Annotated in this window: 15 protein-coding genes and 1 pseudogene; 6 read left to right on the top strand and 10 right to left on the bottom strand. The window is 50.6% G+C overall.

Features of this window, described 5'->3' with window-relative positions; genetic code table 11:
• Positions 1-188: 188 nt before the first annotated feature.
• Positions 189-1,301 (top strand): annotated as a pseudogene (locus ACXKZG_RS08870) (IS3 family transposase).
• Between the two features lie 139 nt (positions 1,302-1,440).
• Here ACXKZG_RS08870 and ACXKZG_RS08865 read toward each other — a convergent pair.
• The 3 genes from ACXKZG_RS08865 to ACXKZG_RS08855 form a co-directional block, all read right to left on the bottom strand.
• Positions 1,441-2,262, bottom strand: coding sequence for a hypothetical protein (locus ACXKZG_RS08865; protein ID WP_488876049.1), 822 nt, complete (start codon positions 2,260-2,262; stop codon positions 1,441-1,443).
• A 483-nt stretch (positions 2,263-2,745) separates the two neighbouring features.
• Positions 2,746-2,991 carry a DUF2543 family protein gene (locus ACXKZG_RS08860; protein WP_488876048.1) on the bottom strand — a complete coding sequence of 82 codons (246 nt, stop codon included), beginning with the start codon at positions 2,989-2,991 and terminating at the stop codon, positions 2,746-2,748.
• Between the two features lie 103 nt (positions 2,992-3,094).
• Positions 3,095-3,577 (bottom strand): cold-shock protein, encoded by a 483-nt coding sequence (locus ACXKZG_RS08855; RefSeq protein WP_053142382.1) that lies wholly within the window; start codon positions 3,575-3,577, stop codon positions 3,095-3,097.
• 201 nt (positions 3,578-3,778) lie between these two features.
• Here ACXKZG_RS08855 and ACXKZG_RS08850 point away from each other — a divergent pair, with 201 nt between their 5' ends.
• Positions 3,779-4,477: an RluA family pseudouridine synthase gene (locus ACXKZG_RS08850; RefSeq protein WP_488876047.1), complete on the top strand. Its 699-nt coding sequence runs from the start codon at positions 3,779-3,781 to the stop codon at positions 4,475-4,477.
• Positions 4,478-4,699: 222 nt separating this feature from the next.
• Complete coding sequence (locus tag ACXKZG_RS08845; RefSeq protein WP_488876046.1) at positions 4,700-5,128, top strand: putative T6SS immunity periplasmic lipoprotein; 429 nt, start codon at positions 4,700-4,702, stop codon at positions 5,126-5,128.
• Between the two features lie 117 nt (positions 5,129-5,245).
• On the opposite strand, the gene ACXKZG_RS08840 is transcribed toward ACXKZG_RS08845, so the two are convergent.
• The 3 genes from ACXKZG_RS08840 to ACXKZG_RS08830 all read right to left on the bottom strand — a co-directional run bounded on the left by ACXKZG_RS08840 (position 5,246) and on the right by ACXKZG_RS08830 (position 7,287).
• On the bottom strand, positions 5,246-5,785 hold the full coding sequence (locus tag ACXKZG_RS08840) for a DUF2058 domain-containing protein (RefSeq protein WP_013202717.1): 540 nt from the start codon (positions 5,783-5,785) through the stop codon (positions 5,246-5,248).
• A 135-nt stretch (positions 5,786-5,920) separates the two neighbouring features.
• Positions 5,921-6,787, bottom strand: a complete 867-nt coding sequence (locus ACXKZG_RS08835; protein ID WP_488876045.1) for a hypothetical protein — start codon at positions 6,785-6,787, stop codon at positions 5,921-5,923.
• A 17-nt stretch (positions 6,788-6,804) separates the two neighbouring features.
• Complete coding sequence (locus ACXKZG_RS08830) at positions 6,805-7,287, bottom strand: Hcp family type VI secretion system effector (protein WP_134824408.1); 483 nt, start codon at positions 7,285-7,287, stop codon at positions 6,805-6,807.
• Positions 7,288-7,589: 302 nt separating this feature from the next.
• On the opposite strand from ACXKZG_RS08830, the gene yajD reads away from it, so the two are divergent.
• The 3 genes from yajD (at position 7,590) to ACXKZG_RS08815 (ending at position 10,267) form a co-directional block, all read left to right on the top strand.
• On the top strand, positions 7,590-7,937 hold the full coding sequence (gene yajD / locus ACXKZG_RS08825; protein WP_013202720.1) for an HNH nuclease YajD: 348 nt from the start codon (positions 7,590-7,592) through the stop codon (positions 7,935-7,937).
• A 294-nt stretch (positions 7,938-8,231) separates the two neighbouring features.
• Positions 8,232-9,209, top strand: coding sequence for a DUF1852 domain-containing protein (locus tag ACXKZG_RS08820; RefSeq protein ID WP_488876044.1), 978 nt, complete (start codon positions 8,232-8,234; stop codon positions 9,207-9,209).
• A gap of 29 nt (positions 9,210-9,238) precedes the next feature.
• The gene (locus ACXKZG_RS08815; RefSeq protein WP_488876043.1) at positions 9,239-10,267 is read left to right on the top strand and encodes a methionine synthase; all 1,029 of its coding nucleotides are present in this window, start codon (positions 9,239-9,241) and stop codon (positions 10,265-10,267) included.
• Between the two features lie 137 nt (positions 10,268-10,404).
• On the opposite strand, the gene ACXKZG_RS08810 is transcribed toward ACXKZG_RS08815, so the two are convergent.
• From ACXKZG_RS08810 to ACXKZG_RS08795, 4 genes are all read right to left on the bottom strand, one after another.
• Positions 10,405-11,385, bottom strand: coding sequence for an isopenicillin N synthase family dioxygenase (locus ACXKZG_RS08810; RefSeq protein ID WP_134824411.1), 981 nt, complete (start codon positions 11,383-11,385; stop codon positions 10,405-10,407).
• 27 nt (positions 11,386-11,412) lie between these two features.
• Positions 11,413-12,840: an amidohydrolase family protein gene (locus ACXKZG_RS08805; RefSeq protein WP_488876042.1), complete on the bottom strand. Its 1,428-nt coding sequence runs from the start codon at positions 12,838-12,840 to the stop codon at positions 11,413-11,415.
• 11 nt (positions 12,841-12,851) lie between these two features.
• A complete protein-coding gene (locus ACXKZG_RS08800) occupies positions 12,852-13,790 on the bottom strand; it encodes an ABC transporter substrate-binding protein (protein WP_346566795.1) in 939 nt (312 codons plus the stop codon).
• A 302-nt stretch (positions 13,791-14,092) separates the two neighbouring features.
• Complete coding sequence (locus tag ACXKZG_RS08795) at positions 14,093-15,013, bottom strand: LysR family transcriptional regulator (RefSeq protein WP_013202726.1); 921 nt, start codon at positions 15,011-15,013, stop codon at positions 14,093-14,095.
• Positions 15,014-15,121: the final 108 nt, after the last annotated feature.

The following is a 15,121-nucleotide window of genomic DNA, read 5'->3' as shown; positions in this document are numbered from 1 at the left end:
CAGAAAAAGTGCTGAGGTAGCCACGCTACAGAAAAGCATAATCAATTCTCTTCATTCCAGACGCGTGATAAGACGAAATCCTACATATAACCTCCAAGAGCAGTGTTAATGTAAGTATCCCACCAAAACGGCCCATTCATTTTTAGAGATCTTCCGACATACTGATTATGTCACCTGAGGAGATCGCTTTGCGTAAGATCCGATTCACCGAGCACCAGATCATTGTCGTTCTGAAATCTGTAGAAGCTGGTCGAGCCGTCAAAGATGTGTGTCGTGAGGCTGCTATTTCTGAAGCCAGTTATTACAACTGGAAGGCGAAATATGGCGGTAAGGAAGCCGCTGATATCAAAAAGATCAAAGATCTTGAAGACGAAAATCGTCGTCTGAAGCAGATGTTTGCCGATCTGAGTCTGGAATGCCGGGCGCGGAAAGACGTCATAGAAAAAAAGCTTTAAAACCAGCGAGAAAGCGTGAACTCGTCAGCTATCTGACCACGCAATTTACGATGAGCATACGCAAGGCATGCAGGACGTTATCGCTAAGCAGGACGGTGTTTCGTTATCAACCGGATACGCGACGTGATGAAGCGGTGATCCAGAGGCTGACCGAGGTCGCCGAGCGCTTTCCCCGCTACGGTTTTAAGAGCCTTTTTCAGGTACTTCCGCAGGCAGGGGCACGTCTGGAACCACAAATGTGTCCACCGGATTTACTGTCTTCTCAAACTGAATTTTCGTCGTAAGGGTAAACAACGCCTGCCGGTGCGCAATCCGGTTCCGCTGGCAACGACGGAAGCACTCAACAAAAGTTGGTCGATTGATTTTATGCACGGCGCGCTGATATGTGGCCGACGTTTTCGGACTTTCAATGTTGTCGATGATTTTAACCGTGAAGCTCTGGGGATAGAAATTGACCTAAATATCCCCGCGCAGCGTGTCGTCCGGGTGCTGGACAGAATAGTAGCTAACCGTGGATATCCGCTGAAGATGCGGATGGATAATGGGCCGGAACTAATATCACTGGCGCTGGCGCAATGAGCTGAAGACCATGGTGTGATGCTGGAATTTATCAAGCCGGTTAAGCCAACACATAACGCGTTTATAGTACGGTTTAACCGAATATACCGGACAGAAATACTCGATTTTTACCTGTTCAGAACACTGCATGAAGTACGAGAAATAACGGAGTGCTGGCTGAATGAGTACAACAGTGAGCGACCTCATAAGTCCCTGAATAACCTGACACCGGAAGAATACCGGCTGATGGCTGAGAAACCGGAAATCTCAAAAAGTGCCTGGAACTAAAGCTGGGATACTTACAATAGCCTCAGCCTATTCCGTTCTCGCTCTGACTTCGCCTCCCTTTTAGCGGAAATCTTAACAACGATGGGGCACAACCTGTATCTATTAGTTTCAGTCATTCTAGTGGTCCTAACAGGGTAAATTACACACCCATTGATTGCGCCGTTTTTTTAATCAAGTTTTCCCGACAACGATAACAAACTAATAATAACAAAAATGATAATATTGCACTGGCCATCTTACGATATTTTTCATTTTCATCTGAATAATTCTGATAAGCATCTGCAAGTGTACTATAAGTTCTCGATAGCTGTTCTACCGAAGAGAAATATAACACCATTGCATTGTCACATATCTCTGATGAAGAATGCTCAGATTGAGAAAGATTACGTATTAACACCCGAGTCTGAGCAACAAACGTATCAGCTAGCTTACCCTCAGATGGTACAGACAGTCCCGAAACCAATGCCTGATAATCTTTAGTCGCATTTGCATGACATTCAGCAAGTTTAGGATAAATCCTGTGCAAATTATCTGTCGTCTCTCTAACCGATTTGCGAGTTTCTGAAGGAAGGTTTACATACCAGATCACATATTTTGACTCTTCAAATGGCTTTAACATGCCGATGACAATCGGCTTTTCTGTTAACCAAAAATCCAGATAACGGGATTCCGAAATATTCACTTTTAGTGCAATTTGTGCAGCCTCTGAGAATGTATGCTTCCGAGATGTGAATTCCGCCCTCATTTCATTACGCTGCTTTTGATACTCGTTGCGTAAATTAATAAGTAATTGTGCATGCTCACTGACGATATTTTCATAATATCCTGGTGGAGTTTCAGGAATCGTTTTTAAACTTAACCATCCGAAGTTAAACAATCCAATGCAAATCATGAGCAGCACAGCAACTATTTCATATTTATTTCTTCTGATACTTTTAAAAAAAACAATCATCGTCGCCATTCTCTTATTGATGTCATTAGTATATGGGTTTCCTCGTTCAACCTCTGTTTTTGTTTGTCACAACAGGCCGTAACTGATGATCATCGGTGCCCCCTTCCCGTCACACTGTACCACCCAATTGATAGAGTGAATGTTGGATACACCTGCTAATGTATGATACATGTAAAGTTTCAAAAAAAATGTGAATCTTAATTATTGCCATTGCCGTCACCTGATCACACATTCTGCAAGGGCAGCTCAAATCATCCTTGATGTAAACTTCACTTATTGGTGGACATTCTGATGGTCTTGACAGAAACAGAACTCAAGTTTAGCCTATTTATTAGCCAGTTACTGGCAAAGGCGATCCCAGTCAGAAGAGCCAAATTAGAAAAGCCCGCTTAAGGAAACTTAAGCGGGCTTTTTGCTGTAAATTTTCGGCGCAACCCGAAGCGGATATAAAGCGCGTTACCTTATATCCGCTTCACATGTTTAGGGTAAACGCTACTCGTTGCCCCATTCATTCAGGTAGTTCGCAATGCCATCAATCTGCAGCTCGTCGATACCCGCTTCACGCGCCATCTCTTTCTGCGTGTCTTCGCTGATTTCCTGATTATCCGACAGGCGGGTCAGCAGCAGCTGGAAATAATGAGCCAGCGCGTCACGCTGTGGCTCGCTCACCGGCTTGGCAGATTCCGCCACATAATCATCGGCGATGTCATAATATTTAAGCGCTATTTCGTTATTCATAAAGAGTCCAAATTTACTGTCTTGATCGGTCATCAATGATGGGGATGTTTCCCTGCTGAACACCGGCGTATTTGCACGACGCTGTTCAGCGCGGGAGCGAAAATCAGACCTTCAGCATTTTCACCGTGGTATCCACGTCGATCTCATCTTCCGAGAAGATTAAGGTCGTTCCCTGGAAGGTGGTGATCGCCAGTTTTTTCACCGAGCGCATTTCGCCCGCGGTGGTCGCGGACTTCGGCTTGATGCTGCTCATCAGAATGCCCACGGAAAGCACGGCATTTTCTTTATCGATGCGGGTATCAGCTGGCACTTCTTCGCTGAACACCACGTAAGACTTGATCGAGGTAAGCTTAATGCGCTCACCCGCGATATAAATGTATTTGCTTTCCGGTGCGACCTTGACCGCATAGGCTGACAGCCCTTTGCTGTTGGTGGTCGGTTCGAAAGTCACCGCCGCATCTTTCTTGATCAGATCAGGGTTGGCGACCTTAACCTCATGAAAATACCGGTTATCACCGTTTTCATCTTTGATAAATCCAAAGCCTTTATCTTTAAACCAGGTTGTGATCGTTCCGTTCATCGCCATTACCGCCTACTTAATCGTTTATTTGCTCAATTTTTGCAGCGCGCAGTGTAAATCACAATGCCTGCGCAGACCATTTCTTTAAGCCTGGACGATAATTTGCCGCCTTGCGAGGAGGCGGTGATCTGACGCGCCCTTCGCCAGAGTCGTCAGTCGGCGTAAAATTCGCTATCATCCGCTGCCACTCTTGCTGCTGATCGCCTGATGTCCCAGATTATCGATACCTTTATTGCCCCGCCGTGCCCTGAGCAGATTGAGATCCTTTATCAGGACGCGCATCTGGTGCTAATCAATAAGCCCAGCGGACTGCTCAGCCTGTCGGGCAAAAATCCGCAAAATCTCGATTCGGTGCATCACCGGCTGGTGCAGCTGTTCCCCGGCTGCACGCTGATCCACCGGCTGGATTTCGGCACCTCCGGGCTGATGGTGATTGCGCGCAATAAGGCGATCAATGCTGCTCTGTGTCATCAGTTCAGCCAGCGCACGGTGACCAAGGTGTATAGCGCCCTGCTGTGCGGGCATCTGGCGGAAGATGACGGGGTTATCGACGCCGCAATAGCGAAAGATCCGGCGCTGTTCCCGTTGATGTCGATTTGCGCGGTTAACGGCAAGCCGGCTCGCTCGCGCTATCAGGTCGTTGAGCGTTTTTATCGTGAGAGTGAAGACGGCACGTCACTGCCAGTAACGCGGGTGCAGCTCATCCCGGAGACCGGGCGCACCCACCAGCTGCGCATCCACTGCCAGCAGTTGGGCCACCCGATTTTGGGCTGTGACCTGTATGGCGGCCTGTTGCTGCCCGGCACCGAACGGACCCCAAGGCTGATGTTGCATGCCAGCGAGTTGCATTTTATGCATCCTATCAGCCTGGACCCTATCAACGCCTGTCATCCCAGCCCGTTCTGACAAACCTTTAAACCGCTACTAATTGCCTGTCTGACCTTCCGACTTTACCTTGTCTGAGAGCGCGGTTAGCAGCGGAAAGGTTGACGTGATATCAGGCTGAAATATCAGTTGGTAGCCTGCAAGAGGTATAAATGTTAACGCGCGAGGACTGATTAGCTTTGCTGTCAGCAAGCGCTACTGACTTGATGGACGATTTTGAGGAGCTATGGCATGGGGATGATAATGAATAACTTAATTAAAATACGCTCTTCTATCTTAGCGACCTCAGTTATTTTCCTGAGTGGATGCCCAGGTTCAGGAGACAGGCTAAAAGCTGACGAAACGACTACGGTCAGTAAAGTTGGGGCTGAAATATGCTTCGATATTCCAGATGCCAGTGACTACCAACCTTCTCTCATCGCAATAAACCCGAGAGGAACGCCTCCACATAAGCTGTCCATAAAGGACTCACCTGATTTGACTGTCGCAAATGGAAAACTTTGTCTCCCTCCCACATTTTATCAATTCTCTGAGAAACGCCAGTACATCGTACAATACATTCTTCAGAAACCTGACGATCAGCAGTCTCAACGAAGCGTCGTGATTGGGGTTGAGTTCACCGGTGGCGATGTTGAAACCTTTCCACTAAACGCGAACGAAACTACGCGCTAAGCGGAATGGCAAAGAATGCCGCTGATAGAGAGGTTTTTTTCCTGGCAAAACCGCCTGCTGTTTGCAGGCGGCAAGCACCCGGTCATTTAACCGGAAATGCAGTCAGCGTCCAGCGAATCACCACATCAAATCATCGGGCACTTTAAAGTCCGCATACGGATCGTCTTCATCCTGCTCTTCCTGACTCAATGCACTGTTCAGGACAATGCTGTTCGCATCACGTTGGGCAATCTTGTCGGCGACGCTGGCAGGAATAATGGCGTAAGTATTTTCACCGTTGTTATCCGCACTCAGGCGGGCAATGGCCAGACGGCCGCTGATCAGCTGGGATTGCGTGGTTTTATCCACGGCAATTTTCTTGATCAGATTATTGTCGGTGAAGTTGAAATCGATGGTGCCTTTGGCAATGGCGATCCGGTTCATTTCAATCAGCTGCTTCACCTGCGCCTTGTGCTCTTTCGATAACGCGGCCTGCTTTTGTTGTTCACTCAGCTGCTTATCACGCTCGGCCTGCGCTTTTTTATTCTCTTCAACCGCTTCTCTGGCTTCACGCGCCTGAACGCGTGATTTCTTGGCCGTCTTCTGCACTTTGGCCAATTTCTTGCTCGACACTAATCCCGCTTTTAGCATCTGCTCTTGTAAGGTGAGTTTTGTCATGCTGATCTCTAACTGGTTACCTGATTTTGGGGGATTATACCTGTTTTTTCAGGCCGAATCAGGTGGCAAGGCAGGAACAGGCCATGAACGAAGTCGGCGCGCGGCCCTCATCGCTCATAGCCGGGTGAAAAGTGGTTAAGCCATTCTCTCCAGAATCTCAATATCGTTCTTACTAAAGGTCATCGTATGATCAAAATTGATCACCCAACCGTTGTCCACAATCTTTATTTCGGGATTAGAATCGCCCGAAATATTCAGAAAGCCGCCGTGAATGAAGGTTTTCATCCCCTCACTCGCGCCCCAAATATTAAGATCGCTATTGAGATTAGCAAGAGTATCATCCTTCTTGTCCTCTTTCACATGCGGGCCTAAATCATTCCTTAGCTTTGAAATAACCTTCAAGTATGATTTCTTTAATTCAATTTTCGACTTGGCAAGAGACTTAAACGCGTTCATTAAGTCTTTATTATCTTTGAGCTGATGTTCTTTATTCCGTGATCTCAGCACCAATAATAAAGAGACCAGGGCCGAGGTTGAGCCTGCGGAGTACAGCGCTACCCTGACGCTGACTTCCCTCAAGATAGCGGCAACAGTACTCCCGGAGGTCAGAAAGGTGCCGATGGGCGCCAGAATCTCCCATAAAAAATCCCGATTAGACTTATTGTAAACATCCCGGACCTTCAGGGGATTCCACCATCCGGAATTTCCCGCGGTGTGTTTATTAAAGAAATTCTGGTTATTGGGCGTCACCATCACGGCATGGGCGCGGTTGGATAAAAGCCCCATCTCAACATCATCCTCACTCATCGCCGTACGGCCACTGGTGTTGTTCAGCAGAGCCGTGTAGGTTTTCATTGCCTGTTCGACATCATCATTGGCAAAACTGTACAGGTCATCATCATGGGTGTGATTGATGATATCCACCAACAGTTTCATCTCAGTGAGATCGTATGACCCACCATTAAAAATAGCGTTGGTTATCGCGGATGCTATTCCAGCCATTGTTATACCCCAGACAATTAGATTTCTTTATTTTGCTTAACGTCCCATCCTGATTTTGTTTCCGCGCCTTTGGTACCCTGATCGCTTTGCTCCCAGTAATGAAGATTCACTTTTGCTGCCTGGAAGTAATAGCTGACCATGATTTTATCGGTGCTGCCCACGCCGGTGAATTTGCATCCTGTGACCAGCACGTCTTCAAGGACGATACGCGTGTACTCAACTTTCTGACCACCGGCCTTACAAACGGAAAGCTCAACGCTGTTAACATGTTTGCCTGACGCACAAAACTTCATGATCGCCGGTGTGCCTTTATCGATAAACGCCTGCACCGCCAGGTCGCTAAACTGGACCTTACCGGCACCGCCGCCGCCACCGACTGCCATGTTACCCGGCTGGCTGGCTCCCCAGTTGAAGGACTGAATATCAATCCAGTTCTTATGATTCGAATCAGCGGACTCACCGGTTACACCATCAACTTTCAGATACATATCAACAGACATTCGCTTGTTCCTTTTAAAGAGATAAAAAATGAGCAACCTAATTATTAAATAAACTTAATAGACTTTTTTTACAAGAAGATGAAACGCCAGCGCCTGATTCCAGGAACTATCCTGGAAAACAGGTCCACTGATAAGGATAATGGCACCGACGTTGTGCGATGAACGGGGGTTGGATGGGCGCGGCATCAGGGGAGCAACGGGTGGAAAAGTATTGGTTTCAGGCGAGATAGGAATGACCCGGGCTTTGGGATATATTGGCAGCACTATCGTGAATTGATTTCTTGTTAACAGGTAACATCGGCATGGCTCTGATCCCCAAAAACTACACCCGTCTGGAAAGCGGCTACCGCGAGAAAGCCCTGAAAATCTATCCGTGGGTGTGTGGACGCTGCTCGCGTGAGTTTGTTTACTCCAACCTGCGTGAACTTACGGTTCACCATATCGATCATGACCATACCAATAACCCGGAAGACGGCAGTAACTGGGAGCTGTTGTGTCTGTATTGCCATGATCACGAGCATTCGAAGTACACTGAAGCTGACCAGTACGGCACCTCGGTGGTGGCGGGCGAAGACGCGCAGAATGACGTGGATGCCGCGACCTACAATCCGTTTGCCGATTTAAAGTCGATGCTCAACAAGAAGAAGTAGGCGTTAACCTGTCCGCTTCAGACACCAGGCTGGCCTTAACCTCCAGCCCGGGTTCCCCCGGTTAAGCGGCCTTCCTCGTGAAATCCCCTCAAAATTGATCCAGATCATGAAATTGCTTCATGTTCGGTGAATTTATATCACTTTTCCTCACTCAGTGACTATGGCATAAATTAGACACTGCTTTTCGCCCAAGACAATTTGACAACAGCTGAATAAGAAACCAGAAAGTAAATTCTGGAACTGCTTAAAATAAACGCATTCAGTGTCACATCTGAGATTAGGATAGCCATCAAAATGAATAACGAATTCGCCTTTACCATTAAAAGTCTTTCTTTTGATGAAAATTATAATCCTTCAAAAAATACGCGTATTACCACCAATTTTGCCAATCTGGCACGTGGTGAAAAACGCCAGGATAACCTGCGCAACACCTTGAAAATGATCGACGATCGTTTCAACTCGCTGGCGCTGAAGGATAATGCCGATGGCGATCGTTATTCCGTCGAGCTGGAAATTATTTCCGTTGAGATGGATGTCGAAGGTAAGGGCAATACCTTCCCGGTGATTGAAATATTGAAAACCCATATCGTTGATAAAAAGACCCATCAGCGCATCGAAGGGATTGTCGGTAATAACTTCTCCTCTTACGTGCGGGATTATGATTTCAGCGTGGTGCTATTAGAGCATAACAAGAACAAAACGGCCTTCACCACGCCGGATAATTTCGGCGATTTGCATGGCAACCTGTTCAAATATTTCGTTAACTCTGCGGCCTACAAAGCGCATTTCAATAAAGCGCCGGTGATCTGTTTGAGCGTGTCCAGCAAAAACACCTATCACCGCACTGAAAATCATCATCCGGTGTTAGGTGTCGAATACCTGCAGGATGAACTGTCCATGACCGATCACTACTTCAATAAAATGGGCCTGCAGGCACGCTACTTTATGCCGCCAAACGGCGTTGCGCCGCTGGCGTTTTATTTCTCCGGTGATTTGCTGAACGATTACACCGATCTTGAGTTAATCAGCACCATCAGCACGATGGAGACGTTCCAACGGATTTATCGTCCTGAAATCTACAATGCGAATTCTGCGGCGGGTAAGAAATATCAGCCGACCCTGAGTCACAAAGATTATGCATTAACGAAGATTGTTTATGATCGAGAAGAACGCAGCCAGTTAGCGATTGAACAAGGAAAGTTTACTGAAGAGCGCTTTATCAAACCCTATCGGGCGATCCTTGAGCAGCTCTCAGCTAATCCCGTTCTTTGATTAACCATAAAAATATAAGGTCACCTGTTATGAAAATTTTATTACCTACGTCCACGGCGGGCAGCCTGCCTAAACCTTCCTGGCTGGCTCAACCTGAAACATTATGGTCACCGTGGAAATTGCAGGATCAGGAACTGATTGATGGCAAACATGATGCGCTGCGCCTGTGCCTGGAAGATCAACGTCAGGCCGATATCGATATCGTCAGTGATGGCGAGCAGACCCGCCAACACTTTGTCACCACCTTTATTGAGCACCTTAACGGCGTTGATTTTGAGAAGCGTGAGATCGTTAAGATTCGTAATCGCTACGATGCGAGCGTGCCAACCGTGGTCGGCGCGGTAGAGCGTCAGAAGCCGGTGTTTGTTGAAGATGCCAAATTCCTGCGCAAGCTGACCGACAAACCGATTAAATGGGCGCTGCCAGGCCCGATGACGATGATCGATACGCTGTATGACAGCCACTATAAAAGCCGCGAAAAGCTGGCGTGGGAATTCGCCAAAATCCTGAATCAGGAAGCGAAAGATTTAGAGGCTGCCGGTGTCGATATCATCCAGTTTGATGAGCCTGCATTTAATGTGTTCTTCGATGAAGTGAATGACTGGGGTATTGCCGCGTTAGAAAGAGCGGTTGAAGGCCTGAAGTGCGAAACGGCAGTGCACATCTGCTACGGCTATGGCATCAAAGCCAATACCGACTGGAAGAAGACGCTGGGTACCGAATGGCGTCAATATGAAGAAATCTTCCCGAAACTGCAAAAATCCAGCATTGATATCGTCTCACTGGAATGTCAGAACTCCCGCGTGCCGATGGATCTGATTGAACTGATCCGCGGTAAAAAGGTGATGGTTGGGGCGATTGATGTAGCAACCAATGCTATCGAAACGCCAGAGGAAGTGGCCAATACGCTGCGTAAAGCCCTGCAGTTCGTCGATGCCGACAAGCTGTATCCTTCGACCAACTGCGGCATGACGCCGCTGTCTCGTGACGTCGCCCGTGGCAAGCTGAGCGCGTTAAGCGCCGGTGCCGCCATTGTTCGCGGTGAACTGACCCGCTAGTCTTATCGATAGGGATGACGCGAGGATAAATCAGGGCCAGCCCTCATCGCGAAGAAGAGCCCCATAAAAAAAGCCCGCTTATGTTTATAAGCGGGCTTTTGTCATTTCTGAATCACTGAGCGCGTCGCCCTTCCCCACTATCCTTTCGCGAAGTTCGCCTGGATGCGCTGTTGCAGATAGTCTGCGGCGGTGATCGGCGGATATTTCTTCTGCGGCCCAAGAATTTCGACCTCTTTATTGGCCTGGCAGAAAAACGCCAGGCTGTAGCGCGGCCCCTGATACTCTCCCGGCAGCGGACTTCTGACCCGATGGAAATTCGACGGCAACTGATCGTCGCTCCAGCGCATCAGCATGTCGCCGATATTGCAGGTGATCACCTCTTCGCGCGGTTCGATGCTGGTCCACTGCTGACTTTCATGGTCCTTGCCCGGACAAACCTGTAAGCCACCCTGGCCAGGGCGCTGGAACAACAGCGTCAGGCAATCAAAGTCGGTATGCGCACCGGCACGCCACATCCCCTGCTCGGACTGCTCGGTGGCATAGTAATGCAGCATACGCAGCGTGCTCTGATAGGTTTTCTCATCAGGATTGTGCGCCTGCGCGAAAAAGTGCTCCGGGAAGCCCAGCTTCAGTGCAAAGCAGGACAGCAGCTTCATCCCCAGCGCCCAGCACTGCGACTCAAAGGTCAGCATGGTCTGTTTAAACGCCGGCAGTTCGTTCTCGCCCGGCCACAGGCCATCCATCAACGGACGGGTGATCTGATAGGACTCTTTCTGATCGGGGGTTTTGGTCGAAGGACGCACCTGGGACTTATTTTCCCAGCCGGCGTTTCTCGCCAGCGGGTACTGCGCTTTTACCGCATCCGGCAGCGCGAAGAACGATTCGGTGGTGCTGAAGGCATGACGGATATCATCCAGCGCAATGCCGTGATTGCTGACCTGGAAGAAGCCAATTTCAACCGCAGCCTGCCAGAGCTGGTCGGCGATCTCGCTTTTGCGTTGTTCGAAGTTCGACAGGTCAATGCAGCGCACTTCGCGGGTAAAGGTCTCTTCGCCCATGGCGCCCATCAGCGCCTCTTTTTCCAGTTCCTGCAGACCGTAACCTTGAGACTGTGACATGTTGTTTTCCTTCTTTATGGAATGAGGTTAACCCGCAACGCGCTGTTGCAGAGTACGCACCGCAGACATCGCCTGATGGCGCAGCGCGTCAAGATCGAGACCGGGCACCACATCGTCTTCAACGATGGTGCGGCCATTAATCATTAAGGCTTTCAGTGCGGCACGACCGCCGCAGGCAACCGGACCGATGGCCATGTCATGCAGGCCGAAGTAACGCGGGTCGTCGAGCCGGTAGATGGCGATGTCCGCCAGCATGCCTGGCTGCAGGGAACCGCTTTTTTGCAGACCGAGGATCTGCGCTCCGCCAGCGGTGCCCCAGCGCACCACGTCTTCTATGGTTGCCGCGTCACCGCCGCCCTCGAAGGTGCCGCCGTCATAACGGGGTTTGGCCGCCATCCCCTTACGGGCGCGCTGTAACAGCCAGGCGGCGTGGGTTTCACTCTGCATGTCCGCCGCCTCATTTGACGCCGCGCCGTCCACGCCCAGCGAAATCGGCACGCCGGCTTTTTCCAGCGCCAGCAGATCGGCGATGCCGCTGCCCAACCGCCCGTTGCTCTGCGGACAGTGCGCAATCCCGGTGCGGGTTTTCCCCAGCATGGCGATCTCTTCCGGCAGCAGCTTCACCAGATGCGCAAACCACACATCGTCACCCAGCCAGTCATGCTCGGCGCAGAACTGCACCGGCGTCATGGCAAACTTGTCGCGTGCCACATCGAGATAGTCCACCGTCTCCGACAGATGGCTGTGCAGACGAATATTCAGGCTGCGCGCCAGTTTGGCCATTTCACGCAGCTGCGATCCCGGCGCGGAATGTAACAGCGTGGTCGGTGCCATCACCACGCGGCGTAAAGATTCCGGCCGTGGATCATGATAGCGACCGACCAGGCGTTCCATATCGGCCATATACGCCTCATAGTTTTCCGGTCGCAACGCCTGAGGTAAGTCTTTCTCAATCGACCGTCCCTGCGTTGCTCCGCCACGGCACAATACAATGCGCATCCCCAACGCTTCGCCTTCGCTGAAGACGATCGTCGAGGTATCGAACGGCATATCCGGCCAGTAGAGATAGTTATGGTCGGCAACGGTGGCGCATCCGGAACGCAGCAGTTCAATCAGCCCAATGCGTACCGCCAGACGGAAAGTCTGTTCATCAAAGGTGGCGCGAAAGCGGTAAGGCGTGGCGCTCAACCACCCGGTCAGGCTTTTGTTCAGCCCCTGCGGCTCGCCTTTAAGTAACGACTGGAACAGATGATGATGGGTATTCACCCAGGCCGGATAGACCACGCAGTCGCGGGCATCGATTTGCCGCTCGTCGGGTTCCGCCACCAGCGTGCCCATCGCCTCGATAATGCCATTACGCACGCGAATATCCGGCCCGTTATGGCGCGCGGCTTCACCGGGTAATCCCGTCAGAATGGCGTGCGCGTTTTTTATCAGCAGTGAATCAGACAGCATCGCAGCGCTCCTCAGGGTTTAACCTGTATGTGGTCAATAAACTCGGTGGTATAGGCCTGCTTCCAGTCGGTATCGGCGTTAAGCAATTTGGCATTGACCATAAAATCACGGGTTTTCTGCCAGCGTGCCTCGGTCATGGTGCCCCAGCCTTTGCTTGCCGCATCGCCACCATCAATCAGATGATGCTGGCTGATTTGCTCAACCGCCCACGCCAACAGATCGTCGGTCATTTTCGGGTTGTCTTTTTTGATCAGCGCATTGCCTGGCGCCGGGTTTTTCAGGTAACTCACCCAGCCTTCCATCGAGGCCTGCACAAATTTCGCCATCGCCTCTTTGCGGCCGCCGATCTCATCCGGACGGGTAATTAAGATGCCGCCATAAGGCGGGTAGCCATGCTCGGAGAACAGGAAGAAGTTGGATTTCACCCCGGCTTTCTGCGCCTGAAAAACTTCAGAACTGACGTAAGCCTGCTGCGCGACGTTATCGTCGGCGACAAAGGGTTGGATATTGAAGGTATAAGGGCGGACCTGAGAATCTTTCAGGTGATAGCGTTCTTTCAGCCATGGCCACCAGGTTGACTGCCCGGAGCTGGAGACCAGAATGGTTTTGTCCTGCAGCCCGTCAAGGGAGGTCACCGAGGCGTGGGTCAGCAAACCCTGCGGATCATACTGGAAAGGCGCGGCGATGGCCTTAGCCTGAAACCCGCGCTGGACCGCTTCCAGCAGCTGCAGGTCGTAACCGATGATCACGTCTGCGCGTTTCGACAGCAGCAGCTGCATACCATTAATTTGCGGGCCGCCAGACTGAATGCTGACATCCAGGCCGTAGCGTTTATAGATGCCGGTGGCCAGCGCCTGGTAATAACCGCCCTGCTCGGCCTGCGCGTACCAGGAGGTCAGTAAGGCGATTTTCTCTTCCGCGCTGGCGGTGGATGACAGCGCCCCAAACATCAACGTGCTCAGCACGCAGTAAGACAGGGAAATGCGGGATGGTAACTTCATTGCTCCTCTCCTTATCGTTGCCGGAGAGAGGACAAGCAGACGCGGCTCAGCCTCCCAATCCGGCGCAAAATGAACCGCGAAATGGTTGCTGAGCAATGTCCCGCGCACTGAGCTGCACTGACCGCTTCTACTCACGTTTAGCTATACAAAAACGGTGCCAACTTCACCAATCGCCAGTCCACAGGGTTTGTCGGGGAAAGACGTTGCAACATTTGATTCAAAGGAGAGCATCACGCACTAAACTGGTGCGATTATTCCTCACGGCCCGGTGCATCAATCTGGCTGAACAACACTTCCAGCTGTTTCAACATCATCGATGCCGCCAGTGAAAGCTGTCGTGAAGGCGCCAGGCACAGCGACAGGGTGAAGGATTTTAACTGCGGATCGGTCAGCGGAATAAAGGCCAGCTCTTCGCGGTCCACTTCATCCATGATGTCCAGCCAGCAGAGGATGCCAATGCCGATCTTCTCTTTGATCAGCGAACGGATCATATGGATGTTATTGGACACCGCCACTTCTTTCACCATGCCGCCGTTATTATTCAGCAGCGCCTCGACCGGCCCGTAAAGCATCAGCGGGGCTGAGGGAATAATAAATGGATATTCAAGGCATTGATTAAAGCGCACCCCACTTCTGCCCTCCAGCGGATGCCCTTTGGGCACCACAATCCCCAGGTTGATCTCGGCAAAGGCCTGCACCATCAGCTCCTTCGAGCTTTGTGGGTTGAGCATAATGCCAAAGTCCGCATCCCCTGAAATCAGCGCCTGCTGAATATCGATATTGTTCATGGTGGTCAGCGTGAAGGAGATGTTGGGATAGTCCTGATGCACTTTCTTCAGCATCGACGAGAAGAAATGTCGGTTAATGGCATCGATGGTGGCAATCCGCACGTGCCCACGGCGTAAGCCGCGCAGGTCGTCGAGCTGTTCACGCACGCGGGAAAAGTCCTTCTTCCAGTTTTTGGCGGCATGCAGCAACAGCTCCCCCGCCGCCGTCAGCCGCAGCCCGGTGGGATGCCGTTCAAACAGCGGCATCGCCAGCTCTTTTTCCACCCGCAGGATTTGCCGGTCGATAGAGGATGCCGCAACGTGCAGGGTTTCTGACGCCTTACGGAAGGATCCCAGACGCGCCACTTCGGTGAAATACAGCAGGAACTTTGAGAAGGCGAACATAGGTGAGGTGCTCTCTTTTATGCAACGGGACGTGCGAATCAAAGCTCTCGACGCAACGCAGTTATAGCAATAACGTAGCTTTCATTGCAACGGGAACAATCGTTTCAT

This window comes from Erwinia sp. 2186, assembly GCF_057812255.1.
The sequence above is the reverse complement of the archived record's forward strand: the minus strand, read 5'-3'. Positions and strand labels throughout refer to the sequence as shown.

What these genes read in the sequence shown, in the direction of transcription:
- ACXKZG_RS08820 (WP_488876044.1), top strand. Translation starts at nt 8,232, where the DNA reads ATGAATAACGAATTCGCCTTTACCATTAAAAGTCTTTCTTTTGATGAA.
- ACXKZG_RS08795 (WP_013202726.1), bottom strand. Translation starts at nt 15,013, where the DNA reads ATGTTCGCCTTCTCAAAGTTCCTGCTGTATTTCACCGAAGTGGCGCGT.
- ACXKZG_RS08840 (WP_013202717.1), bottom strand. Translation starts at nt 5,785, where the DNA reads ATGACAAAACTCACCTTACAAGAGCAGATGCTAAAAGCGGGATTAGTG.
- ACXKZG_RS08865 (WP_488876049.1), bottom strand. Translation starts at nt 2,262, where the DNA reads ATGGCGACGATGATTGTTTTTTTTAAAAGTATCAGAAGAAATAAATAT.
- ACXKZG_RS08800 (WP_346566795.1), bottom strand. Translation starts at nt 13,790, where the DNA reads ATGTTTGGGGCGCTGTCATCCACCGCCAGCGCGGAAGAGAAAATCGCC.
- ACXKZG_RS08850 (WP_488876047.1), top strand. Translation starts at nt 3,779, where the DNA reads ATGTCCCAGATTATCGATACCTTTATTGCCCCGCCGTGCCCTGAGCAG.
- ACXKZG_RS08830 (WP_134824408.1), bottom strand. Translation starts at nt 7,287, where the DNA reads ATGTCTGTTGATATGTATCTGAAAGTTGATGGTGTAACCGGTGAGTCC.
- ACXKZG_RS08815 (WP_488876043.1), top strand. Translation starts at nt 9,239, where the DNA reads ATGAAAATTTTATTACCTACGTCCACGGCGGGCAGCCTGCCTAAACCT.
- ACXKZG_RS08835 (WP_488876045.1), bottom strand. Translation starts at nt 6,787, where the DNA reads ATGGCTGGAATAGCATCCGCGATAACCAACGCTATTTTTAATGGTGGG.
- ACXKZG_RS08855 (WP_053142382.1), bottom strand. Translation starts at nt 3,577, where the DNA reads ATGGCGATGAACGGAACGATCACAACCTGGTTTAAAGATAAAGGCTTT.
- ACXKZG_RS08860 (WP_488876048.1), bottom strand. Translation starts at nt 2,991, where the DNA reads ATGAATAACGAAATAGCGCTTAAATATTATGACATCGCCGATGATTAT.
- ACXKZG_RS08810 (WP_134824411.1), bottom strand. Translation starts at nt 11,385, where the DNA reads ATGTCACAGTCTCAAGGTTACGGTCTGCAGGAACTGGAAAAAGAGGCG.
- ACXKZG_RS08805 (WP_488876042.1), bottom strand. Translation starts at nt 12,840, where the DNA reads ATGCTGTCTGATTCACTGCTGATAAAAAACGCGCACGCCATTCTGACG.
- ACXKZG_RS08845 (WP_488876046.1), top strand. Translation starts at nt 4,700, where the DNA reads ATGAATAACTTAATTAAAATACGCTCTTCTATCTTAGCGACCTCAGTT.
- yajD (WP_013202720.1), top strand. Translation starts at nt 7,590, where the DNA reads ATGGCTCTGATCCCCAAAAACTACACCCGTCTGGAAAGCGGCTACCGC.